This is a genomic window from Lentzea albidocapillata subsp. violacea (assembly GCF_900100275.1).
GTDB lineage: Bacteria > Actinomycetota > Actinomycetes > Mycobacteriales > Pseudonocardiaceae > Lentzea > Lentzea violacea.
The window spans coordinates 157,959-180,389 of sequence record NZ_FNET01000005.1; the positions used below are offsets into that span (position 1 = coordinate 157,959).

Genomic DNA, 22,431 nt, shown 5'->3' on the forward strand with positions numbered 1-22,431 from the left:
GGCTGTTCCTCCGGAGGGTCACGAGGGCGCATCATGAGGCAGGGCCCGACAGCTGGCCGGCTGCCGGGCCCTGCAGTCGGCGGGTGAGCGGCATACTTCGCCTATGCCGCTCACTCACCGCGGTGTTTCAGTTGAGGCGCAGGTCAGCAGGCGAGCAGGCTGACGGTGCTGTGCGAGCACGGGAGCAGCAGCGACGCGTTGGACGCGGTCGTGGAGCCGCCGCCACCGCCGCCGTGGCCCGACGCCATCGCGTTGCTCGGTGCCTCGGGGGTCTCGAGGTCCTGCATGTCGAGGATGAAGCCCATGACTGTCTCCTAGTTTCGAGGATCTCTTGCTACCGGTCCACGAGGACCGGGGCCTGGGCCCTTCCGAGGAAGGGGAGTGGTGGACGTTCGTCCACTGTGGAGGCGATGGCGAGCAGAACGCCCGCGCCGCCGGTGTTGAGGTCCATGGAGAGCCGGCGCAGCTGCACACCGGGGAAGGCGAGCCCTCCGCCGTAGCGCACCGCGTGCCAGCCGAGTGCCTTGAGGTGCTGCCGCACGGAGCGTTCGAGGCGCTCGTCCGGCCGGTGCCTGGTCGCGTGCGCCAGCGTGGCCATCAGTCCCGCCCTGCCCAGCGTGAACGCGGGCTGGATGACGAACTCGCCGGTGCAGCCGCCGAGCAGCTCGGGAAGCTTTGCCACGCAGGGACGTTCCGGCGCGACCTTCGCGAACTCCGTGAGCACCAACGCGATTCCCGCGCCGCCGATGCCGACGTACGGCAGGCTGCGGAACGTGCCGTCGCGCACCTGCAGCGATCCGTCCAGCGCGACCATCGTCTCGGCCAGGTCGCGTTCGAGCGCCTGTTCGGACAGGTCCAGCCAGTGCTGCTGCGCGGTGTGCTCGAACATGCGCAGGAAGAACAACGCTGGACCCGACCAGCCGTGCAGCAGACCGGCCTTCGCCTTGTCGCCGGGCGGTGGCGCCTGCTTCAGCTGCCTCGCGAGCCGTCCGGCCAGTTCCTCGGCCTGTGCGACGAAGTTCTGGTCGCCGCGCGACTCCGCGAAGTGCAGCAGGTTGAGGCCGATGCCGGACAGGCCGGCGCTGAGCCCGTGGTCCCGGGTGGTGCGGACGAGCGGGACGTAGCTCTCGACGAGCTCGGTGGCGACGTCGTGGTGGCCGAAGTTCTCGAGCACGTAGGCGATGCCGTGCGCGCCGACGAAGAAGCCGGGTTGCTTCGGCGGGTCGGTGCGGACCGACCTGATCAGCCAGTCCTCGTGTTCGGGGTAACGGCCCTCGCCGCTCTCCGCGAGTGCGTGCAGCACGCCCGCGGCGCCGTGGCCGAAGCCCGCGCCCCCGGTCTCGAACTGCTCGATGTCGCCGGGGAACAGGCGGTCTTTCCTGTGCGGGGTCGCGCTGTGCAGGATCGCCGTGGCGATCTCCTTGCGCACGACCGTCCAGTCCGGGTGCTCGTCGTCGAACGCGGTGAACGCGGGATCGGCCGGCGGGTCGACGCGCGGCGTGAGCACGTCGAGGATCTGCCGCTGGTAGTCCTCGCTCAGCCCGAACCGCTCCGCGACGACGTGCACGTGCTGGCGCAGCTTGGCCGGCGCGAGCTCCAGCACCGCGTTGAGCGGCATGAAGATCCACAGCTTGAGCGCGGCCAGCGGGTAGGCGTCGATGTCGAAGCCCTCGCGGTCCTTCGGCGCCTGGAACCCCGGCGCGCCGAGCGTCGGCCGGTGCACGTCCTCGATGGTCGACGACAGCTCGAAGTCGATGAGCGAGACCTCGTCGTCCTCGCCGACCAGGATGTTCATCGTGTGCAGGTCGCCGAACACGACACCGCGTTCGTGCACCCGCGCCACCAGGTCCTCGACCTTGGCGATGAGCGCTTCGGCCCGGACGCGGTAGCTCCGGAGGAGCTCGTCGGTGGTGTCCCGGTGCGTCAACGGGTAGTTGTGGCCGAGCCACTGCCCGAGCGAACGCCCCGGCATGAACTCCATGGCCACGAACAGGTGCTCCCACTCCGTGAAGCGGTCGTACACCTCGGGAACACCGTCGACACCGTGCAGCTTCGTGAGGATCTCGTGCTCGAGCTCCAGCCTCGCCACGGCGTCACGACCCTCGCGGTCGAGCCCGGCGTGCGGCCGCGCCTCCTTGAGCACGACCTCCTTGCCGTCACTCTTGCGCGTCGCGAGGTAGACGCCACCGCCGTTGGAGAAGTGCAGTGAGCTCTTGATCCGGTACGGGAACTTCTCGGGGTCGCCGCCGTTGCGCTCGTCCAGGTGCGGCTTCAGGAAGGCGGGCAGCTCGATCCACTCGGGCAGGCTGAACACCGGCTTGCGCCTGTCCGCGACCAGCTCGCCGTCCGGCCTCGCGATCGCGAGCACCTGCTGCCCGTCGACCTCGAGCCACTGCTCGGCGAACCCGCCGTAGCGCACGTACAGCGGCCCCTTGCCGAAGCGCAGGTCGCTCAGGATGTACGCCCCGTGCTCGCCGTCGAGCACCCGCGCCAGCTCGGTGCAGATCGTCTCGAGCTGCTCGGTGTCCGTCGGGTAGATCGTGATCAGCTTGCCGCTGCCGTCCCGCGGCGCGTACTTCGAGTTGCGGGCCAGCACGATCGAGATCGTCTGCAGGTACTTGAACGGAATTCGCCGTTCGACGCAGTAGTCGAAAGTGGCCTTCAGTACCTGGCCGGCGTTGTCGAGGCCGGCGGAAACGTGGATCTTCCACCCTTGGTCGGGAAGCTGCACCCCGGACGGGTGGTGGTGCCGCCACACGTTGCGCTCAACCGTAGTCCAGTCGGGTGGGAGCGCGGGGAGTTCGGTCGAAAAGTCGTCCTTGGGGGTGCTTTCGGTGCTGCTCTGCAGATCGTAGAACTGCCGATCGGCGAAGCAGTACGCCTCGTATCTGAGGTCCACCGAAATTCCCCTCCCTGACTCGTTTTCGTTTTCTTTGACGCCGCATATTCCCGCACAATCACGCGCCTATGGGGAATCCGCCGTTCGAGTCATATGGGTACCCCGTTCGTGTCCGAAAGACCCCTGGTTACCGGCGCGTATGTGACTTGCCGTGATGAGGTTTGGGCCCATCTCACCCGGTTGAGATGTTTGCTCGGATGTGCCTGGACGAGGATGTGTCGTGGTCCCGCTAAACGGCACTGCGACGTTCCTGATCTTGCGTGCCGCTGAGCTGCGCTATTCCAAGTGAAGCTCGACGTATAGTCAGGTGGATGCAAACGCCGTGTACGCGCTGTGTCGACTGCTCTTTCCGAGTGAAGCCGTATTTGGCTGCTATTGCGTGTTTGATACGGCCGAACGGCGGTGTGGAGTCACCCATTGGCACTCATTCGTAGGATTAGATTGGTGCTCGCCTCTTGTGTAGCAAACATTGTCTTGCTACATCCAACTCGCTAAATCCTAGTGTGATGTAATCGTTCGAGTGAAATTTTGTGTTTCGATGTAACGGGACACGTTTTGTGAGCGGCCGTCACTGCTCGCGTGTCGTGCGGCTAGGCTTGCGAGCGTGGGGAGCGTGGCAAGCCGCTGGCTGGTGCCGGCCGTGGTCGTGATCACCGGCGCCGCGGTGGCGGCCGGGATGGTGGGCAGGACCGTGTACTCGCGCCCAGCAGAGGCCCAGGGAGCGCCGGCCGTTCCGTCCTCGTCGGTCGCGGGGCCGTTGCCCGGGTCCTCGGAGGTCCGGCTGAGCCCGGACTCGTTCACACACCCCGACCGGACCGCCGTGCAGCGTGTGCTGCAGGCCTACTTCGACTCGATCAACTCGCTGGATTTCGCCGGGTGGCGTGAGGTGGTGTCGGCTCGGCGGGTTTCGTCCACGCCTGAGGCCGGCTGGATCGCTGCTTACGAGACCACGCGGGATGGCGGGGTGGTGGTGCAGCGGGTCGAGTCGGATGTGGTGGGGCGGCGGTTGCGGGTGTTGATCTCGTTTGTGTCCACTCAGGACGTTGCGAAGGCTCCGCCTGCCTTGCCTGAGGGGTGTATTCGGTGGCGGGTGGTTTATGTGCTGGTTTGGGAGGGTGGGGCGTTGAAGGTGGATGAGGCGCCGGAGAACCGGAACCCTCAGATGGAGAAGTGCTGAGGCGTTGACGCGCCTGTTGGGTGGGGCGTCCCCCTGTTTCGTTGGCGGGTTCCTGTTTCTTGTTCGTAGGTGGTTGCGTTGCGGGCGTGTGGTTGCGCTGTTTCCTGGGGGACTCCGCCCCCCAGACCCCCCACAATCTGATCAAAGACCGGCCCGCGCCATGCGTGGGTTGATGGCACGCCTGTTGCTTTGGGCGGAGTTGCGTTGCTTAGAGGGGTGCGGTGGTGGGGTGGTCCCGTCACGAGCCGCACCCGAGCGGGCCACATCTGAAGGGATGGGTCAACCCGACGAAGAGCGTGTCGACTTGACCCATCCCTTCAGATGCAGCAAGGGCTGAGGTGCGACTCGTGACGGGACCACCCCACCCATGCCGCGCGGTAAGGACGGCTCGCCTACGGCGTCGCGTGCGATCAGGCGTGACCGGGGCGCGCGCTGCTTCTCCCAGCCCCAGCCACAGCCCCAGCCCTTGGCGGGCAAGCACAAGGCCCTGGTCCGCGTTGCGGACCAGGGCCTTGTGGCCGTGCTGTGGTGCTTAGGCCGGGGTGAAGGCCAGGGCCACGTTGTGGCCGCCGAACCCGAACGAGTCGTTCACCGCCGCTTCCAGCTTGATCTTGCGTGGTTCGCCTGCCACCACGTCCAGCGTGACGGCCGGGTCGAGGTTCTCCAGGTTGAGCGTCTGGGGAACGATGCCGTCGCGGATGGACAGGACGGTCACGATTGCCTCGACCGCTCCTGCTGCTCCCAGCAGGTGGCCCAGTGCGCCCTTCGGGGCGGTCAGGACCGGGTGGTCGCCGATCGCCTTGCGGATTGCCACGGTTTCCGCGACGTCGCCTACCGGGGTGGAGGTGGCGTGGCAGTTCACGTGGCCCACGTCGGACGGGTCGATGCCGCCGGAGCGCAGGGCGGCGGCGATGGCGCGTGACTGGCCCACGCCCTCGGGGTCCGGGGCCGTGATGTGGTAGCCGTCGGCCGAGGTGCCGATGCCTGCGAGGCGGCCGTAGATGCGAGCGCCGCGGGCTTCTGCGAACTCGCGGCGTTCCAGGACCATGATGCCCGCGCCCTCGCCGAGGACGAAGCCGTCGCGGCCCGTGTCGAACGGGCGCGAGGCCTTCTCCGGCTCGTCGTTGCGGGTGCTCATGGTGCGGGCCTGCGAGAAGCCCGCCACCGGGATGGCCGTGATGCACGCTTCCGCGCCGCCTGCGACGACCACGTCGGCTTCGCCGGACATGATCATGCGGTAGGCCCACGCGATGGCTTCCGCGCCTGACGCGCAGGCGGAGACCGGGGCGTGCACGCCCGCCTGTGCCTTCAGTTCCAGGCCCACGTGCGCGGCCGGGCCGTTCGGCATCAGCATCGGGACGGTCAGCGGCGACACCTTGCGCAGGCCGTGCTGTTCCAGGATGTCGTCCTGGGTGAGCAGGGTGATCGCGCCGCCGATGCCCGTGCCGATGATCACGGCTAGGCGCTGGCGGTCGACGGTGTCGTCGTCGTGGCCCGCGTCGGACCACGCCTGGCGGGACGCGACGATGGCGACCTGCTCGGAGCGGTCCAGGCGGCGTGCCTCTACTCGGGGGAGCACCTCGGTCGGGTCCACCACGAGCTGCGACGCGATCTTGACCGGCAGGTCGTACTTCTCGACCCAGTCGTGGGTCATGGGGCGAACCCCGCTCTTGCCGGCCAGAAGGGCGTCCCAGGTGGACGTGACATCACCACCGAGCGGGGTGGTGGCACCCAGCCCGGTGATGACGACCTCGATGCCCGAAGTCACTTGTTGCTGGTGATGTAGTTCACCGCGTCACCAACGGTCTTGAGGTTGGCCAGCTCGTCGTCCGGGATCTTCACGCCGAACTTGTCCTCCGCCTGGACGGCGATCTCGACCATCGACAGCGAGTCGATGTCGAGGTCGTCCACGAAGGACTTGTCAGCGGTGACGTCGTCGGCGGCAACGCCGGCGACCTCTTCGACGATCTCGGCAAGGCCGGACAGGACGTTCTCGCTCACTGAAGTTCCCTTTCGATTGAAACGATGGAAAAACTCTGGGTGGTACTCATGGGCACCGGACCACCTGTCCCGCGTAGGACAGGCCCGCGCCGAAACCGACCATCAGCACCACGTCTCCGGAGGAGATCTCGCCCGCCGACCGCATGTGGTCCAGCGCCATGGGGATCGAGGCCGAGGAGGTGTTGCCGGATTCGACGATGTCTCGAGCGACCTTCAGGTCCTCGCGCGCACCATTCTTGCGCAGGCGCTTGGCGATCGCCTCGATGATCCTGAGGTTCGCCTGGTGCGGGGCGAAAACGTCCACATCGGACAGTTCGACCCCTGCGAGTTCGGCTGCGCGGATCGCGACCGGCGCGACCTGCGTGGTCGCCCACCGGAAGACCGTCTGGCCCTCCTGGTGGATGAACGAGTCGCGGTCGTCGATCCTGATGACCTCGGACATCGAGCCGTCCGAGCCCCAGGCGACGGGGCCGATCTCGTTCGTGTCGCCGGCGCCGACCACGACGGCACCCGCGCCGTCCGCGAAGATGATCGCGGTCGAGCGGTCGTCCTGGTGGGTCCAGTCGGTGAGCTTCTCCGCGCCGATGACGAGGAAGTTGCGCACCGAGCCGCCGCGGACGATGTCCGCCGCGGTCGCGACGGCGTAGCAGAAGCCCGCGCACGCGGCGTTCAGGTCGAACGCGGCCGCGGCCTGGATGCCGATCCTGGTGGCGACCTGAGCTGCGGCGTTCGGGATGGTCGACGGCATGGTGCACGTCGCCACGATCACGCCGCCGATGTCGGCGGGCGTGAGGCCCGCGTCCTCGATCGCCTTGGTGCCCGCGATGACGGACATGTCGACGACGCCCTCGTCCTTCGCCGCCACCCGCCGGTTGACGATGCCGACCCGCTCGCGGATCCACTCGTCCGAGGTGTCCATGCGCTGGGCGAGGTCGTGGTTGCTCACCACGGTCTCGGGCTGGTAGCTGCCGAGTCCGAGGATGCGGCTCCCCGCGACTGCCTGCGGGGCCCGGAAGGTCGTCACTGAGTGGCTCCCACGGCGTCGAAGAGCTCCGTGACCTTCTCCAGCTGGTCGGGCGTCTTCAGGGCGAGGGTCGCGGTGCCCTTCATCGCACGCTTGGCGAGACCCGTCAGCACGCCGGCGGGCGGCAGCTCGATCGAGCCGGCGATGCCCTTCTCGACGAAGGTGGCCTGGCAGAGGTCCCAGCGAACGGGGCTCGTGACCTGGGAGACCAGGCGCCGCAGCACCTCGGCGCCCTCGGTGACGACCTGACCGTCCTTGTTGGACACCAGCGGCAGCGACGGGTCGTGCGTGGCGACTTCGGCGGCACGTGCGCGCACCGCGTCTTCCGCGGGCGCCATGTACCTGGTGTGGAACGCGCCCGCGACCGCGAGCTTGCGGATCTTCGCCGGGCCCGGCGGGTTCGCCGCGAGCTCGTCGAGCGCGGGGTGCGGACCGGCCGCGACGATCTGGCCCGCGCCGTTGCGGTTGGCGGGCACGAGACCGAGCTCCTCCAGGCGGGCGAGCACCTCCGGCTCGTCGCCGCCGAGTACCGCGGCCATGCCGGTCGGCTCCAGGGCGCACGCCTGTGCCATCGCGGCACCGCGCACGGCGGCCAGCGCGACGGCGTCGTCGGCGCTGATGACGCCCGCGACCGCGGCGGCGGCGAGTTCGCCGACCGAGTGACCGCCGACGATCACGGCGGAGGGCAGTTCGACGCGGCGGCGCAGCTCACCGAACGCGAGTACGGCGAGAGCCACGACGAGTGGCTGGGTGATCGCGGTGTCGACGATCTCGTCGGCCTCCGCGGTGGTGCCGAGACGCACCAGGTCCAGGCCCGTGATCTCCGACCACGTGCGCACCTGCTTCTCGGCCCCCTCCAGTTCGAGCCAGGGGGCGAGCATGCCGGGCGTCTGGGACCCTTGTCCGGGCGCGAGGAGTGCGATCACGTCGATTACTAAAGCTGGTGAACCCACCGGTACCCCATGCTGGGAAGAACGAAGTACTGCGATCGTATTTGTAGAGACCCTACAAAAGTGTCGGTCAGGGGAACGCTCCGCGACGTAAGCCCAGCTCAGGGCGGTGGAGGGTCGTTTGGCCCTCACCCTAACGGATGTGTGCGAAGTCCGTCACAGGCCGCTCGCTACCACAGGCCACGGGACCGCGCCAGGCGTCCTACAGACAATGCGACGCGAAGCACAAGTGCGTCTCGAGCGTCATGTGCATTTCTTCCCGTCATTTCCTGAACACGCCGAAGGCGATATCTGACCGTGTTCGGGTGCACGAAGAGTCTTTTCGCGCACGTCTCCAGCACGCCACCGACCTCCAGGAAGGCGTCCACGGTCTCCAGCAGCGCGCCGCCCGCGTCCTCCAGCGGCCGGGCGACCCTGTCGACGAGCTGCCACTCGGCCTCCGGATCGCCGGCCAGCGCCCGTTCCGGCAGCAGGTCGAGCGAGCGGACGGGGCGCGGGGCGGCGGGCCAGCCCACCACGGCACGCAGCCCGCTCAGCGCGTCGCTCGCACTGCGATGGGCCTCGGCGAGGCTGGCCACGGTGGGCCCTGCCACGACCGGGCCCTCGCCGAACCCCTCGGAGATGCGGCCCAGCACGTCCTCGCCGGTCTCCGTCGGGCCGCCGAGCACGACCACCAGCCGTGAGCCCTGCACGGACAGCAGCACCGGACGGCCCGCGCGGGCCGCCTTGCTGCGCACCGAGTAGATGATCGCGGGCGGGTCCTCGCCGCCGGGTTTGCCGACCAGGACCGTCGCCTCCAGCGCCGGGTCCCAGCCGAGCGCGGCGGCACGGGACAGCAGCGACTCCTCCGGGTCGCCACGCACGACACCGTCCACGACCAGCGCTTCCAGCCGCGCGTCCCAGGCACCGCGCGCCTCGGCGGCCGCCGCGTAGGAGGTGGCGGCCGAGAAGGCGATCTCCCGCCCGTACCGCAGCACGCCCTCCATCAGCAGCGCGCGCTCCGCCTCGTTCGCCGCCATCAGCGGCATCTGCTCCTCGAACAGCTCCAGCGCTATCCGGACCAGCTCGACGGTCTGGCGCAGGCTGACCCAGCGGGAGATGTCCTTGGGGGCACTGCGGAACGCGTCCGCGGTCAGCCGGATCGCCTGCTGCCGGTCGTGCAGCCACTCCACGAACCCGGCCACGCCGTTCTGGATCAGCAGCAGGACGCTCGCACGCTGGTCGGCGGGCATCCGCGCGAACCACGGCAGGCGCCGCTCCATCTCGGCCACGCTGGCGGTCGCGAGCGAGCCCGATGCGCGTTCGATCTTGCGCATGGTGCGGGCGGAGAGCGTCGGCGGGTGCTCCTCCTTCGCCTTGCTGCTGGTCATACCCGCAGCTTAGGCGTTCGGGCGGACATCACCGGGATGGGTGACAGAACCCATGTACCTGATTGAACCGCCATACCTTCGGGCAGCAGAGGTCATGTTCGTCCGGCGCGGAGGTTTCGTCTTGCGTAGGTTCCCGGCACTCGCCCTAGGGGTCGTCGCTCTGCTGACCACGAGCACGACCGCCTCCGCTGATCCACCCGATCCGCTCGCCGAGTTCCACTCCCAGGCGGTCACCTGGGCGCCGTGCGAGGGAAAGCTCGCCGAGCTGGAATGCGCGACGCTCCTCGCGCCGCTCGACTACGCCAAACCGGCCGGCGACAGGATCAACCTGACGATCAGCCGCAAGAAGGCCGTGGCGGCCGATCGCCGTCGTGGCGTGCTGTTCACCAATCCGGGTGGACCTGGTGGGTCAGGTCTCGGACTGCCGCTGTTCCTCGGGAAGTCCGAACTCGCCCAGGTCCACGACGTGATCGGCATCGACCCGCGTGGCGTCGGCGGTTCGACGGCGCTGAACTGCCGCACCGTGCCCGCGATCGCCGCGCCGGAGTCGCGGCCCGCGGACAGCGAGTTCGGCAAGTGGGCGGCCGAGGCACGCGAGGCCGAGGAGGCCTGCCAGAAGTCCGGTGGCGGGATCCGGCCGTTCATCAGCACCGCGAACACCGCGCGGGACATGGACGTCGTGCGCGCCGTGCTGGGCGAGCAGAAGATCAACTACCTGGGTTACTCGTACGGCACGTACCTGGGCGCGGTGTACGGGACGTTGTTCCCGAGCCGGCTCGACCGCAGCGTGCTCGACTCGGCCGTGCACCCGGAGTGGATCTGGCACGAGCAGTTCCGCCAGCAGGCCGTCGCCTACCGCAAGGACGTCGAGATGTGGGCGTCGTGGGTGGGGGAGCGCAACGAGAAGTTCGGGCTGGGCAAGTCGCGTGACGAGGTGCTGGCCGAGGTCGAGAAGGTCGCCGCGAAGCTGCACGCGATGCCGGTCGGCGAGCACAACCGCTCCTCCTTCGACGGCGCGATGGGCGTCGGTGCCCGCTACCGTCCACTGTGGTCGGACCTGGCGTCGATCGTGACGAAGCTGCGGTCGGGGGAGACGCCGGCGAACGCCGAAGGCGCCAAGGCCGGGCAGGTGCTCGCGAGGACCGGTCTGAACGAACTGCGGTCGGGCGTCTTCGACACCGTCACCTGCGAGTCGGACTGGCCGACCGACCTGCACAACTACTACGAGGACATGCGGATGTTCCGCGAGCGCTACCCGTACGGCTTCGGCATCGTCCGGGCCGCGCCCATGACCTGCACGTTCCGCTCGTTCACGCCGCCGGAGCCGCCGGTCAGGATCGTGCGCAACGGCTACCCGATCGGCGTCGTCGTGCAGTCCGAGGGTGACACGCAGACCCAGTACGCGAGCGGGCCGGCGATGGCGCAGCGGCTCGGGCACAACCTCATCACCGTCACCGACGAGGGCAAGCACGGCCTCTACAACGGTGGCAACAAGTGCGTCGACGACAGGGTCAACCGGTACCTGGTCGACGGGGCGCTGCCCGGCAGCAGTTCCGAGTGCACCGGCGACCCCCGGCCCGAGGTGCCGAAGGACGGCCAGGGAGGCGCCGCGCCGACGTTGTCACCGGAGGGCATCCAGGCCTATCTGGACGGCCGCGGCTTCTCCGCAAGGCCCTAGAAATGTGGAAGCGCCCACCACAGAGCGTGGCGGGCGCTTCCCTCTCCCCGGTCCCCACCGGTAGTTCCACTCTGGACTGTATTGCGACGAATATCCACGTCAGCCACCCTTTCGTGTAGCAGTGTCGAAGTTGTGGAGCGGTGTGATCCACGAAACGATCAGCGCGTCTGATCTTCACTCACCGCAACTTGTTCAAGGAGGGCCCGTGGGCTCGCAAATCACCGAGGGCCTGGGCCAGGCGTGGGCGATGGTCGCCACGTTCGTGCCGAAGCTGCTCGGCTTCCTGGTCGTTCTGGTCATTGGCTGGTTCATCGCCAAGGCACTCGCCAAGGGTGTTCAGTTCCTCCTCAAGCGCGTCGGCTTCGAGAAGCTCGTCGACAAGTCGGGCCTCAACGGCGCGATGCGGCAGTCGTCGATGGACGCGTCCGGTCTGATCTCCAAGATCGTGTACTACTTCGTGCTGCTCATCGCGCTGCAGCTGGCGTTCGGCGTCTTCGGCGCCTCGAACCCGGTCAGCACGTTGCTCAACGAGGTCATCGCGTACCTGCCGCGCATCGTCGTGGCGATCATTCTCGTGATCGTCGCGTCGGCCATCGGCACCGCGCTCAAGGGTCTCGTCACCGGTGCGCTGGGCCAGCGCTCGTACACGAAGCTCATGGGCAACATCACCTACGGCTTCGTGATGGCGCTCGGCATCATCGCGGCGCTCAACCAGCTGGGCATCGCGATCTCGGTGACCATGCCGGTCCTGATCGCCGTGCTCGCCACCATCGCCGGCGTGATCGTCATCGGTGTGGGTGGCGGCCTGATCCGCCCGATGCAGGCGCGCTGGGAGGGCTGGCTGGCCCGCGCACAGGAGGAGGCGCAGACCCAGTCGCCGATGCCTCGTGCGTCGCAGGAGATGCCGCAGACCGTGGGCGGCCGGATGGGTGACATGACGACCCCTCCGTCGGGCACCCCGATGTCTGACAAGTAGATTTTGGGAAAGTAGTCCTACCTCGTAGGAAGGGGCGCTGCGCGAACATCTCGCGCAGCGCCCCTTCTTCGTGTTCTGACAGTTCTCCAGTTCCGGTCCAGTGCCCGCACGCAGCCTCGTGTCCACCCGAACTGTTCCGTCGCGGTGGAGGACCTATGAAAGCCCTTGTGCTGTCCGCGGGCGTACGCCCGGCCGGATACTCGCTGCCTCGGCAGATCGTCCCCATCGCGAACAAGCCGGTGCTCGAGTACGTCGTGGAGAACCTGCGGGACGTCGGCATCACCGACATCGGCATCGTCGTCGGCGATGGTGCGCAGGAGATCTCCGAGCTGTTCGGCGACGGCTCGTACCTCGGGGTTTCCCTCACCTACATCCAGCAGGACACGGCTCTGGGCCTGGCGCACTGCGTGCGGATCGCCCGGCCGTTCCTGGGTGACGACGACTTCGTGATGTACATGGGCGACAACGTGCTGGTCGAGGGCATCGGCCAGATCGCCGACGAGTTCGCGCGGCTGCGGCCGTCCGCCCAGGTGCTCGTGGACAAGGTGGAGAACCCGCGGCTGTACGGCGTCGCGGAGGTGGACGAGAACTCGCGCGTGACGCGGTTGGTCGAGCACCCGCAGGAGCCGCGCAGCGATCTCGCGATGATCGGCGTCTACTTCTTCACGTCCGCGATCCACGCCGCCGTCGACGCGATCGAACCGTCGTGGCGCGGCGAGTTCGAGATCACCGACGCGCTGCAGTGGCTGGTGACGCACGAACGTGACGTGCGGGCGCGGATGTACTCGGGGTTCTGGAAGGACACCGGGAAGGTCGAGGACGTGCTGGAGTGCAACCGCGAGCTGCTGATGGGGCTGCGGACGGACATCCAGGGCATCGTCGACGACGAGTCGCGGCTGATCGGTGACGTCGTGGTCGAGGAGGGTGCGCGCGTGGTGCGGTCGTGCATCGTCGGGCCCGCGATCATCGGCGCTGGGACGCTGGTCCAGGAGTCGATCATCGGGCCGTACACGTCGATCGGCGCGGACTGCCGGATCGTCGATTCCGGGCTGGCCGACTCGATCGTGCTGAACGAGGCCACCGTGCACAACGTGTCCGGGATCGAGACGTCGCTGATCGGGCGCCGGGCCCGCGTCGGCTCCGCGCGCCAGCTCCGGCTGGTCGTCGGCGACGGCGCGCACGTCGAGGTCGCCGCCTAACCTCGAACCCAGTCCTGAAGGCGGTCGCACTCCTCGGCGACCGCCTTCTGCCTGCTCCTCGGTTGCGCGTCGATGTACTCGACGGAGATGGTGCGCTCCTTGGAGATGGACCAAGTGGCGACCACGTAGCCGTCGACGAGGACCGTGGGCTTGCCGCCGATGACGACGCCGAGCCGGTCGTCCGCGATGACCCTCCTGCGGTCGGCGTGGGCGAGCAGGATGTTGTCGAACTCGGGCAGAAGCCGCACCGGGACAGGGGTTTCCGGGCCGGGGCGCGGGGCGTCGGGGAGGTCGAAGAGCTCCTTGCCCGCCTCGTTGCGGAACGTCACGAGCCGCGGCCGCAGTGCCGCGAACGTCTCGGCGAGCCTGGTGAGGCCGGACCACTGCTGGGCGTCCATCACGGTGGCCGGGCCGAAGGCCCCGAGGTAGCGCAGGACGAGCTCTTCCTTGTCCATGGCGTTCTGGGGTTGGCCCAGCCAGTTCTCGACGGTCGTGCAGACGGCCCTGCCGCTGCTGTGCCACAGGCCGCGCGGCGGAAGCTGGACGAGGGCGAGCTTGTTGCGCAGGGCGTTGCCGAGGACGGTGTGCTCGCGGTCTGGCCAGCGTTCCTTGAGCTGCCTGCCCGCGTCCGCGGTGCCCTGCGGGGTCTCGTCGAGGATCTTGCGGCCCGCCTCGGCGATCTCGTCGAAGTCGAGGCCCTTCAGGCGGGCGGCGAACGGCCCGCTCTGCAGTTCGCGGTCGAGCTTGAGCTGGGTGTGGGGCCGCAGGCCGAGCGCGTCCCGTGCGCTGACCAGGTGGATCGTGCCGCGCATCAGGAGCATGCGGACGGCTTCGCGGTTGGTCAGGAGGTCTTCGAGCTCCTTCGGCTGGAAGTTCCGGAGGCGAGTCCAGAGGCCGACGTAGGGCGACTTCGGTTCCTGCGCCTGGATGCCGAAGAGGTGCTCGATGGTGGCGAGCGCGCTCATGTCGGCGCGCTCGCGCAGCAGCTGGCGTTCGATCAGTGCTCTGTTGAGCTGGTCCTGGCTGAGCGTCCCCATCGGGACAGACTAGAACCTGAAGAACGCGAATCCGGTGCCGTTCGGGCGTTCTCCGTCGTGGACGACCAGGAGATTGAGCTTGCCCAGCACGATGTCGGCGCCGTCGGAGTGCTCGACGTCAGCGACCTTGAAGTCCTGCAGCGGCTTCATGTCCGCCGTGCGGTACGCGACGAACCGCGAGTCACCCTGGCTGGACGCGAGCAACACGCCGTCCGCGATCGTGAGGCCCTCGGCGTCCGCTTCGAGCCACCTGCCGCCGAAGCCGGGGTTCGGGCCGTCCGGTTCGCACTCCTCGGTCTCGGGGTTGTACTTCTGCGGCGCGCCCCACGTGCGGACCTTGTCGACGAGCTGCGGCTTACCGAAGCCGTTGGAGCGCAACGGGATCCGCCAGATGCCGACCTCCTCCTGGGCGGCGTAGAGGGTGTTCGTGCGTTCGTCGATCACCATGCCCTCGACCTGCGGGCCCTCGCCGGGCTCGCCGCACACGGTCCAGCTCTTGCCGTCCGGCAGGGTGAAGGTGCTCGGAAGGTCCAGAGTGGACACCTTCCTGGTGTCGTACCGGGCACCCTTCACGACCTGGAGGAGCGCGATGCTGGTCTCGTTGCGGCGACTGGTGACGACGACGTCCTTGCCGCCGACGTGCCCGGCTGCCAGGCCGTAGACGGTGTGCTGGTCGTCGACCTCGGCCTCGGATTTGGAGAACACCGGCTTGGTGGCGGGGTTCGTGACGTCCCGCGCGCCGCGTTCGTCCACTTGGAACACCCGGATGCGGTCACGGCCGCGGTCGCTGACGAACGCCAGGTCGCCGTGCACGTCGACGTTGTTGAAGCGGCCGGGCTTCGCGTCGGGCGTCGGCGGCAGCGGTGCCGGGTAAACGCCGATCGTGCGGCCGTTCAGGTCGAACGCCGCCAGGCCGCCTTCCTTCAGCGTGCCCAGGACCACACTGCGTTCGGTGTTGCGCGGGTTCACCCAGATGGCAGGGTCGTCCGCGTCGGCGGGCTCCTCGAACGTCTGCGTGATGACCGTCGGTGTGATGACGGGCGTCGCGGGAGCGGTGAGGAACAAAGGCACGAGCGCCAGTGCTAAGGAAGATGACATGGTGGGACCGTAGGAAACACCGGTGTACTGCGACTGAACCGCGGGGGAACAAACCGTGTGGTACGAGTGGGGACTGACGATCTTCGGCCAGAAGATCGCGTACACGGAGCTGGCCGGGCAGGTGCTGGCGCTCGCGGTCGTGTTCCTGGCGCAGCGCCGTTCACTCCTGACCTGGCCCGTCCAGCTGGTCTCGGTCGCACTGCTCTTCACCGTCTACCTGTCGGCACACCTGGGCGGCCTGGCCACCAGGCAGGTCGCCGTCGGTGCGATCGCCGTCTACGGCTGGTACGCGTGGGTGCGCCGCCGTGACCCGGTCTTCGGCGTGGTGGTGCGCAAGGGTTCCCGGCGCGAACGGCTCGCGATCGCCGGTGCCTTCGTCGTCGGCACCGTCGCGTTCGCGCTGGTGCTGGACGCGCTGGACGCCTCGTGGGCGCCGTGGCCGGACGCCGCGATCTTCATCGGCACGATCCTGGCCTTCGCGTTGCAAGGCCTCGGGCTGGTGGAGTTCTGGCTGGTGTGGCTGGTGGTCGACGCCGTCGGCGTGCCGCTGCAGATCCAGTCGGGCCTGTACTTCAGCGCGTTCGTCTACGTGATCTTCGCGGGCCTGGTCATCCACGGTTTCGTCGACTGGAACCGCACCGCCCGCCGGTTGACACAGGCGGCAAAGTCTCCCCTATGAGGGGACTGTTGATCGCTCTGCTGACCGCTGTCTCGTCGCTGGCAGCCGTTCCGGCCGTCGCCGCGCCCGCGCCGCGAACCGGATTCGAGCTCACCGGCAAGTGGACCACCGAGTCCGAGGAACAGGCCTACCTGCGCGCCACGGGCCTGCCTGTTTCCCAGATCGGGACGACCGCCCAAGGCCGTCCCATCCAGCTCGTGCGCGTGGGCTCCCGCTCCGCGCGCACGGTGGTTCTCTACATCTGCTCCCAGCACGGCGACGAACCCGCCGGCCGCGAGGCGTGCCTGATCCGCATGCGCTCCCTGCCGCGTTCGTCCGGCGTGACCTACCTCTTCGTGCCGAACGCCAATCCGGACGGCCGCGTCGCGAACACCCGCGGCAACTCCGCCGGCCTCGACATCAACCGAGACCACCTGCTACTCCGCACCGCCGAGGCACGCGCGATGGCCTCCGTGATCCGCGACTGGCAGCCCGACGTCATCCACGACCTGCACGAGTTCGGTCCTTCCGAGCCCTACTACGTGAAGGACGTCCTCTGGCTGTGGCCGCGCAACCTCAACGTCGCTGACGGCGTGCATTCGCTCTCGGAGACCCTGTCCCGCTCCTACGTGCGGCCGTCCGTCGAGGCCGCTGGGCGCACCTCCGGCGTGTACGGCATCTACGTCGACCCGGTGACCGGCGAGCCCATCCGCCAGGTCGCGGGCGACGGTCAGGAACGCATCCTGCGCAACACGGGCGGGTTGAAGCACGGTATGGGCCTGTTGCTCGAGACCAACGTCGACAACACACCGCTCTTCCGCGTCGACTCGCACCTGAAGGCGCTGGACGGCACGCAGTCGTTCGTCGGCTCGAACCGCTCGGCGATCGAAGCCGCCACCGCTGCCTCCCGCGCGGTCCGGTCCGGCCCGGTGTACTTCGGTGGCGCCGACAACCAGGCCCCGGATCCCTCGGACGTGGTGACCACCCCGCCGTGCGGTTACGTGCTGACCGGGGCCCAGTACCGCGAGGTGCAGGACGAACTGGCCCTGCACGGCGTCAGGTCCCAGTACCTCCGGGGCGGCGACCGCATCGTGCCGCTGAAGCAGGAGGCCCGCGCCCTGGTCCCGCTGCTGCTGGACGCCCGAGCCGACGGCCCCCTCCTGCACGCCCGACCAGTCGCCCAGTGCTGACCCAACTGATATATCGGTCGCTTTGACCAGCGCCTTAGCAATGACACTTTGGACTTCGTCCGCAAAAGACTCATTGCTAAGGCCCGTCGGGGCGTCGGCAACTGATATATCGGCGGACTGATATATCGGTCGCGGCCCCCTTCCGCACCTGATCCGATGGCGGCATGAACGACGACCTGCCGGCCCGGATGGAGATCAACCTCGCCGAGCACGCCTGCCACCTCCACCGTCACTTGCCGGGCGCGACCGTCACCGAGACGAGTGATCTGCTGATCGCGGACAGTGGCCTGCCGGACGACACGTTCAACATCGTCGCCAGGGCCCGCTTCGGCGCCGACGCCGCCGAACGCGTCGCGCGGACCGTGAGCGAGATCGCGGCGATCGGACGGCCGTTCTCGTGGTGGGCCGGCCCCGGCTCGACGGGCCTGGGCGAGGTGCTGACCGCCGCCGGCCTGACCCCGTCCGAGACCGAGACGGGCATGTGGCTCGACCTGGGCGGCAAGGTGCCCGGGGCGTCCGCCGAAGGTCTCGACATCCAGCCCGTCCGCACGCCGGACCAGTTGGCTGACTACGCCGCGGTGCTGTCCGCGAACTGGGACCCGCCCGCCGCCACGGTCCGCGAGTTCTACGCCGCCGCGGCGGTCCCTGCGCTGACCAGCCGAGCCCGCTACCTCGTCGGGTACGTGGCGGGCCGGCCGGTCTGCACGGCCGAGGTGTTCATGCACGCCGGAGTCGCGGGCATCTACAACATCACGACGCTCGCCACCGACCGTCGGCGCGGCTACGGCAGCGCTGTCACGGTCGCCGCGCTGCACGTCGCGCGTGCGGATGGCTTCCGGACCGCTGTCCTGCAGGCGTCCGCGGACGGCGAACCCGTCTATCGGCGCCTCGGGTTCGCCGCCTGCGGTCAGTTCACGGAGTACGCCCTGGGCTGAGAGGTGCTACGGGCGCCAGAACTCGCGCTCCGGGATGGCGTCCCTGGTGACGTTCACACCGGGGCTGCACGTCGCCTCCGGGGCCTGCGACTGGCAGACCTGGATCTTGAGACGGTCGAAGCCCCCGACCTTGTCGGGATCCCCGATGGGGAAGTTGAAGGGCACGTTCTCCCCCGGCGACGCGGTCCGGGTGTCGCTGTCGATCTTCGTGGCGCCGGCGTAGGCGGTGAAGACCACCGTCGTGGAGTTGACGCCGCCGAAGTCCTCGACGTAGCCCCTGAGGGTGCTGGTGCGGTTGCCCCAGGTGATCGCGCCGACGCTCACCCCGGCCTCGAACTTGTCGGACACGTCCCAGGTGTCGTTGGGCCACGCGCTCGCCTGGGCCTGGCCCGTCACGACGAACGGCAGCGCCAGCGCGACCGCGACGGCCGCCCCCGCGACCCGCCTGGTCAGTGATGCGTTCATGATCTGCTCCCCTTCGATCAACACTCCGATGCGTGGAGTGACAGGGAAAGCACGCTCCGGCAGTGGCGTCGGATGCCCGCGGGCATCCGGGATCACTCGGATGCAGCAACGAACGGACTGAGGGGCCGTCCCGCGCGGTGGCGGAACGGCCCCTCAGATCGCCTCACGGCGTCTCGACCGGCTGCGGTGACTACGCCAGACCAGCGTCCGACGTCGACGGCCCAGCGGCCTGCACGTCGTCGATGCGGTACTTGCGAGCCGCCTCGACGACCTTGGACTGCTCGACCTCGCCGCGCCGGGCCAGGGCGGCCAGCGTGGCGACGACGACGGACTCCGCGTCCACCAGGAAGTGGCGGCGGGCGGCCTGGCGGGTGTCGGAGAAGCCGAAGCCGTCCGTGCCCAGGGTCGTCATGTCGGTCGGGACGTACGGGCGGATCAGGTCCGGGATCGCCGACGCCCAGTCGGACACGGCGACGACCGGGCCCTGCACGTCCTTGAGCACCTGCGTCACGTACGGCACGCGCGGCTCGGCGTCCGGGTGCAGCAGGTTGTGGCGGTCGGTGTCGACGGCGTCGCGGCGCAGCTCCGAGTACGACGTCGCGGACCACACGTCCACCGATACGCCCCACTCTTCGGCCAGCATCTGCTGCGCCTTGAGAGCCCAGGGAAGGCCCACACCGGAGCCGAAGATCTGGGCACGGGGGCCACCGGTCTGCGGGCCGTCCTGGTACTTGTAGAGGCCCCGCAGGAGGCCTTCCACGTCCAGGCCCTCCGGCTCGGCCGGCTGCACGTACGGCTCGTTGTAGACCGTCATGTAGTAGAAGATGTTCTCGGCGTTCTCGCCGTACATCCTGCGCAGACCGTCCTTGACGATGTGCGCCACCTCGAAGGACCACGCCGGGTCGTACGAGATCACGGCGGGGTTCGTGTGCGCGAGCAGCAGCGAGTGGCCGTCGGCGTGCTGGAGACCCTCACCGGTCAGCGTGGTGCGGCCCGCGGTGGCACCCAGCACGAAGCCGCGCGCCATCTGGTCCGCCGCCGCCCACAGGCCGTCGCCCGTGCGCTGGAAGCCGAACATCGAGTAGAAGATGTAGATCGGGATCATCGGCTCGCCCTGCGTGGCGTAGGACGTGCCGACCGCCGTGAACGACGCCGTGGAACCCGCCTCGTTGATGCCCTCGTGCAGGATCTGGCCCTGCTCGGACTCCTTGTAGGCGAGCATCAGGTTGGCGTCCACCGAGGTGTACGCCTGGCCGTTCGGGTTGTAGATCTTCTGCGTCGGGAACATGGAGTCCATGCCGAACGTCCGTGCCTCGTCCGGGATGATCGGCACGATGCGCGGGCCGATCTCCGGGTCCTTCGCGAGGTCGCGGACGAGCCGGACGAACGCCATCGTCGTGGCGACCTCCTGCTTGCCGGAGCCGCGCTTGATGCCGTCGTAGACCTTGTCGCCCGGCAGCACGAGCGCCTTGGACTTCGTGCGGCGCTCGGGCAGGAAACCACCCAGCTGACGGCGGCGCTCCAGCATGTACTGGATCTCCTGGTTGTCCTGCCCGGGGTGGTAGTACGGCGGCAGGTACGGGTCCTTCTCGAGCACCTCGTCGGAGATCGGGATGCGCAGGCTGTCCCGGAAGCCCTTGAGGTCGTCCAGGGTCATCTTCTTCATCTGGTGCGTCGCGTTGCGTGCCGCGAAGTGCTTGCCGAGCGAGTAGCCCTTGATCGTCTTGGCGAGGATCACGGTCGGCTGGCCGACGGTCTCGGTCGCCGCCTTGTAGGCCGCGTAGACCTTGCGGTAGTCGTGGCCACCGCGCTTGAGGTTCCACACCTCGTCGTCGGTCATCGGGTCGACGAGCGCCTTCGTCCGCGGGTCGCGGCCGAAGAAGTGCTCCTTGATGTACGCGCCGTCGTTCGCCTTGTACGTCTGGTAGTCGCCGTCGGGCGTGTTGTTCATCAGGTTGACGAGAGCACCGTCACGGTCGGCGTGCAGCAGCGCGTCCCACTCGCGGCCCCAGACGACCTTGATGACGTTCCAGCCGGCGCCCCGGAAGAACGACTCCAGCTCCTGGATGATCTTACCGTTGCCGCGGACCGGGCCGTCGAGGCGCTGCAGGTTGCAGTTGACCACGAACGTCAGGTTGTCGAGCTGCTCGTTCGCCGCGAGCTGCAGCAGGCCGCGCGACTCGGGCTCGTCCATCTCGCCGTCGCCGAGGAACGCCCACACGTGCTGGTCGGACGTGTCCTTGATGCCGCGGTCACGCAGGTAGCGGTTGAACCGCGCCTGGTAGATCGCGTTCATCGGGCCGATGCCCATGGAGACCGTGGGGAACTCCCAGAAGTCCGGCATGAGGCGCGGGTGCGGGTACGACGGCAGGCCGCCACCCGGACCGGCGTGCGAGTACTCCTGGCGGAAGCCGTCGAGCTGGTGCTCGCTCAGCCGGCCCTCGAGGAACGCGCGGGCGTACACACCGGGCGAGGCGTGCCCCTGGATGAAGATCTGGTCGCCGCCACCGGGGTGGTTCTTGCCGCGGAAGAAGTGGTTGAAGCCGACCTCGTAGAGCGACGCGCTGGACGCGTACGTCGAAATGTGTCCACCGACACCCACGCCGGGCCGCTGCGCGCGGTGCACCGTCATCGCGGCGTTCCAGCGGATCCACGCACGGTAACGACGCTCCACCTCCTCGTCACCGGGGAACCACGGCTCCCGCTCGGTGGGGATGGTGTTGACGTAGTCGGTGCTGATCAGCGACGGCATGCCGACCTGGTTCTCACCAGCGCGTTCGAGCAGACGCAGCATCAGATAACGAGCCCGCTGCTGACCGCCGCCCTTGAGCACCTCGTCGAACGACTCGAGCCATTCCGAGGTCTCTTCGGGGTCGATGTCCGGCAGGTGCGCTGCCAGACCGTCGCGAATGACACGCACCCGCTCGGGGCCGGTGTTCTGCGGGCTCAAGGTGTCTCCTCGGCTTCGTTGGCGGTACTCGCGCTGGCCCGGAAACCGTGCCACGCACCCCTATCGTTGTCCTTGCGCGACGACTTCGTCATGGCTACCGGTCGGTAGTTCTGGATCGTGTCGCTCACGCGCGCGCGATAAGAGGTATGTAGAGCGTGCCTCATGCCAGTGCGGAGATCTGCACAGGGGTGCCTGTTACGGCGTGTCACGTGGTCAACAGTTGCGCCGGAGGTAGCTGACAGTGTTCGCTAGCCCGAGTAACGGACTCTGGCGGCAGTCTTAGGGCTGTCGCTCTTGCGTAGTTGGAGGAGTGAAAACCGTGGTCGCCGCGGAAGACGCCGGCAAGATCGGCGTCGCCGAGAAGCTCGGGATCGAATCGGGCATGGTCGTCCAAGAACTCGGCTGGGACGAGGACGTTGACGACGCCTTGCGTGCCGCTGTCGAGGAACAGAGCGGGGGCGACCTCCTCGACGAGGATGCCGACGAGACGGTGAGCGTCGTGCTGCTCTGGTGGCGGGAGGACGACGGCGACCTGGTCGACGCCCTGCTCGAAGCCACCGGTGTGCTCGCCGAGGACGGCGTGATCTGGGTTCTCACCCCGAAGACCGGCCGCCCCGGCCATGTGGAGCCGAGCGACGTCGCCGAAGCGGTTCCGACCGCCGGCCTGTCGCAGACCTCCAACATCAGCGTGGGCGAGGACTGGGCGGGCATCCGCCTGGTGTGGCCGAAGTCGGCCAAGGCCAAGCGCTGATCTCTCGTTGACATAGGGTTGAACCACGGGCGCTCACCCGCCCGTGGTCCTGTGTCGCACCGGAGGGGTTTGT

19 protein-coding genes are annotated in these 22,431 nt (G+C 68.4%); 8 read left to right on the plus strand and 11 right to left on the minus strand.

Annotated features, from left to right (window positions below; genetic code table 11):
• Positions 1–143 precede the first annotated feature (143 nt).
• Complete coding sequence (locus BLR21_RS13720; protein ID WP_090006228.1) at positions 144–305, minus strand: SapB/AmfS family lanthipeptide; 162 nt, start codon at positions 303–305, stop codon at positions 144–146.
• A 29-nt stretch (positions 306–334) separates the two neighbouring features.
• On the minus strand, positions 335–2,899 hold the full coding sequence (lanKC, locus tag BLR21_RS13725) for a class III lanthionine synthetase LanKC (protein ID WP_090006229.1): 2,565 nt from the start codon (positions 2,897–2,899) through the stop codon (positions 335–337).
• A gap of 604 nt (positions 2,900–3,503) precedes the next feature.
• Here lanKC and BLR21_RS13730 point away from each other — a divergent pair.
• Positions 3,504–4,076, plus strand: a complete 573-nt coding sequence (locus tag BLR21_RS13730) for a hypothetical protein (RefSeq protein ID WP_090006230.1) — start codon at positions 3,504–3,506, stop codon at positions 4,074–4,076.
• A gap of 532 nt (positions 4,077–4,608) precedes the next feature.
• Here the strand turns inward: BLR21_RS13730 and fabF are convergent.
• The 5 genes from fabF to BLR21_RS13755 all read right to left on the minus strand — a co-directional run bounded on the left by fabF (position 4,609) and on the right by BLR21_RS13755 (position 9,421).
• Complete coding sequence (gene fabF / locus BLR21_RS13735) at positions 4,609–5,844, minus strand: beta-ketoacyl-ACP synthase II (RefSeq protein ID WP_090006231.1); 1,236 nt, start codon at positions 5,842–5,844, stop codon at positions 4,609–4,611.
• The gene (locus tag BLR21_RS13740; RefSeq protein WP_030474507.1) at positions 5,841–6,077 is read right to left on the minus strand and encodes an acyl carrier protein; all 237 of its coding nucleotides are present in this window, start codon (positions 6,075–6,077) and stop codon (positions 5,841–5,843) included. Before BLR21_RS13740 ends, fabF begins: the two co-directional genes overlap by 4 nt.
• Positions 6,078–6,123: 46 nt before the next feature.
• Positions 6,124–7,101, minus strand: a complete 978-nt coding sequence (locus tag BLR21_RS13745; RefSeq protein WP_090006232.1) for a beta-ketoacyl-ACP synthase III — start codon at positions 7,099–7,101, stop codon at positions 6,124–6,126.
• The gene (locus BLR21_RS13750; RefSeq protein ID WP_090006233.1) at positions 7,098–8,027 is read right to left on the minus strand and encodes an ACP S-malonyltransferase; all 930 of its coding nucleotides are present in this window, start codon (positions 8,025–8,027) and stop codon (positions 7,098–7,100) included. The genes BLR21_RS13745 and BLR21_RS13750 overlap by 4 nt, the downstream gene beginning before the upstream one ends.
• A gap of 194 nt (positions 8,028–8,221) precedes the next feature.
• Positions 8,222–9,421 carry a PucR family transcriptional regulator gene (locus tag BLR21_RS13755; RefSeq protein WP_090006234.1) on the minus strand — a complete coding sequence of 400 codons (1,200 nt, stop codon included), beginning with the start codon at positions 9,419–9,421 and terminating at the stop codon, positions 8,222–8,224.
• Between the two features lie 121 nt (positions 9,422–9,542).
• Here BLR21_RS13755 and BLR21_RS13760 point away from each other — a divergent pair, with 121 nt between their 5' ends.
• From BLR21_RS13760 to BLR21_RS13770, 3 genes are all read left to right on the plus strand, one after another.
• Positions 9,543–11,099, plus strand: a complete 1,557-nt coding sequence (locus BLR21_RS13760; protein WP_256334673.1) for an alpha/beta hydrolase — start codon at positions 9,543–9,545, stop codon at positions 11,097–11,099.
• 205 nt (positions 11,100–11,304) lie between these two features.
• Positions 11,305–12,075 (plus strand): mechanosensitive ion channel family protein, encoded by a 771-nt coding sequence (locus BLR21_RS13765; RefSeq protein WP_090006236.1) that lies wholly within the window; start codon positions 11,305–11,307, stop codon positions 12,073–12,075.
• A gap of 155 nt (positions 12,076–12,230) precedes the next feature.
• A complete protein-coding gene (locus BLR21_RS13770; RefSeq protein ID WP_090006237.1) occupies positions 12,231–13,274 on the plus strand; it encodes a glucose-1-phosphate thymidylyltransferase in 1,044 nt (347 codons plus the stop codon).
• Here the strand turns inward: BLR21_RS13770 and BLR21_RS13775 are convergent.
• Together BLR21_RS13775 and BLR21_RS13780 are read right to left on the minus strand one after the other, a co-directional pair.
• On the minus strand, positions 13,271–14,311 hold the full coding sequence (locus tag BLR21_RS13775; protein WP_090006238.1) for a winged helix DNA-binding domain-containing protein: 1,041 nt from the start codon (positions 14,309–14,311) through the stop codon (positions 13,271–13,273). The two genes, BLR21_RS13770 and BLR21_RS13775, sit on opposite strands and share 4 nt — an antisense overlap.
• Positions 14,312–14,320: 9 nt before the next feature.
• Positions 14,321–15,409, minus strand: coding sequence for a phytase (locus BLR21_RS13780; RefSeq protein ID WP_090006239.1), 1,089 nt, complete (start codon positions 15,407–15,409; stop codon positions 14,321–14,323).
• A gap of 55 nt (positions 15,410–15,464) precedes the next feature.
• On the opposite strand from BLR21_RS13780, the gene pnuC reads away from it, so the two are divergent.
• From pnuC to BLR21_RS13795, 3 genes are all read left to right on the plus strand, one after another.
• The gene (gene pnuC, locus BLR21_RS13785) at positions 15,465–16,088 is read left to right on the plus strand and encodes a nicotinamide riboside transporter PnuC (protein WP_090006240.1); all 624 of its coding nucleotides are present in this window, start codon (positions 15,465–15,467) and stop codon (positions 16,086–16,088) included.
• Positions 16,085–17,257: a M14 family zinc carboxypeptidase gene (locus BLR21_RS13790; RefSeq protein ID WP_090006241.1), complete on the plus strand. Its 1,173-nt coding sequence runs from the start codon at positions 16,085–16,087 to the stop codon at positions 17,255–17,257. The genes pnuC and BLR21_RS13790 overlap by 4 nt, the downstream gene beginning before the upstream one ends.
• A 164-nt stretch (positions 17,258–17,421) precedes the next feature.
• The gene (locus tag BLR21_RS13795; RefSeq protein ID WP_218130868.1) at positions 17,422–18,192 is read left to right on the plus strand and encodes a GNAT family N-acetyltransferase; all 771 of its coding nucleotides are present in this window, start codon (positions 17,422–17,424) and stop codon (positions 18,190–18,192) included.
• A 6-nt stretch (positions 18,193–18,198) separates the two neighbouring features.
• Here the strand turns inward: BLR21_RS13795 and BLR21_RS13800 are convergent, their stop codons facing one another.
• The gene (locus tag BLR21_RS13800) at positions 18,199–18,657 is read right to left on the minus strand and encodes a hypothetical protein (RefSeq protein WP_143027714.1); all 459 of its coding nucleotides are present in this window, start codon (positions 18,655–18,657) and stop codon (positions 18,199–18,201) included.
• A 190-nt stretch (positions 18,658–18,847) separates the two neighbouring features.
• A complete protein-coding gene (gene aceE / locus BLR21_RS13805; protein WP_090006243.1) occupies positions 18,848–21,607 on the minus strand; it encodes a pyruvate dehydrogenase (acetyl-transferring), homodimeric type in 2,760 nt (919 codons plus the stop codon).
• 319 nt (positions 21,608–21,926) lie between these two features.
• Here aceE and BLR21_RS13810 point away from each other — a divergent pair, with 319 nt between their 5' ends.
• Positions 21,927–22,358 carry a DUF3052 domain-containing protein gene (locus tag BLR21_RS13810; protein ID WP_030474520.1) on the plus strand — a complete coding sequence of 144 codons (432 nt, stop codon included), beginning with the start codon at positions 21,927–21,929 and terminating at the stop codon, positions 22,356–22,358.
• Positions 22,359–22,431: the final 73 nt, after the last annotated feature.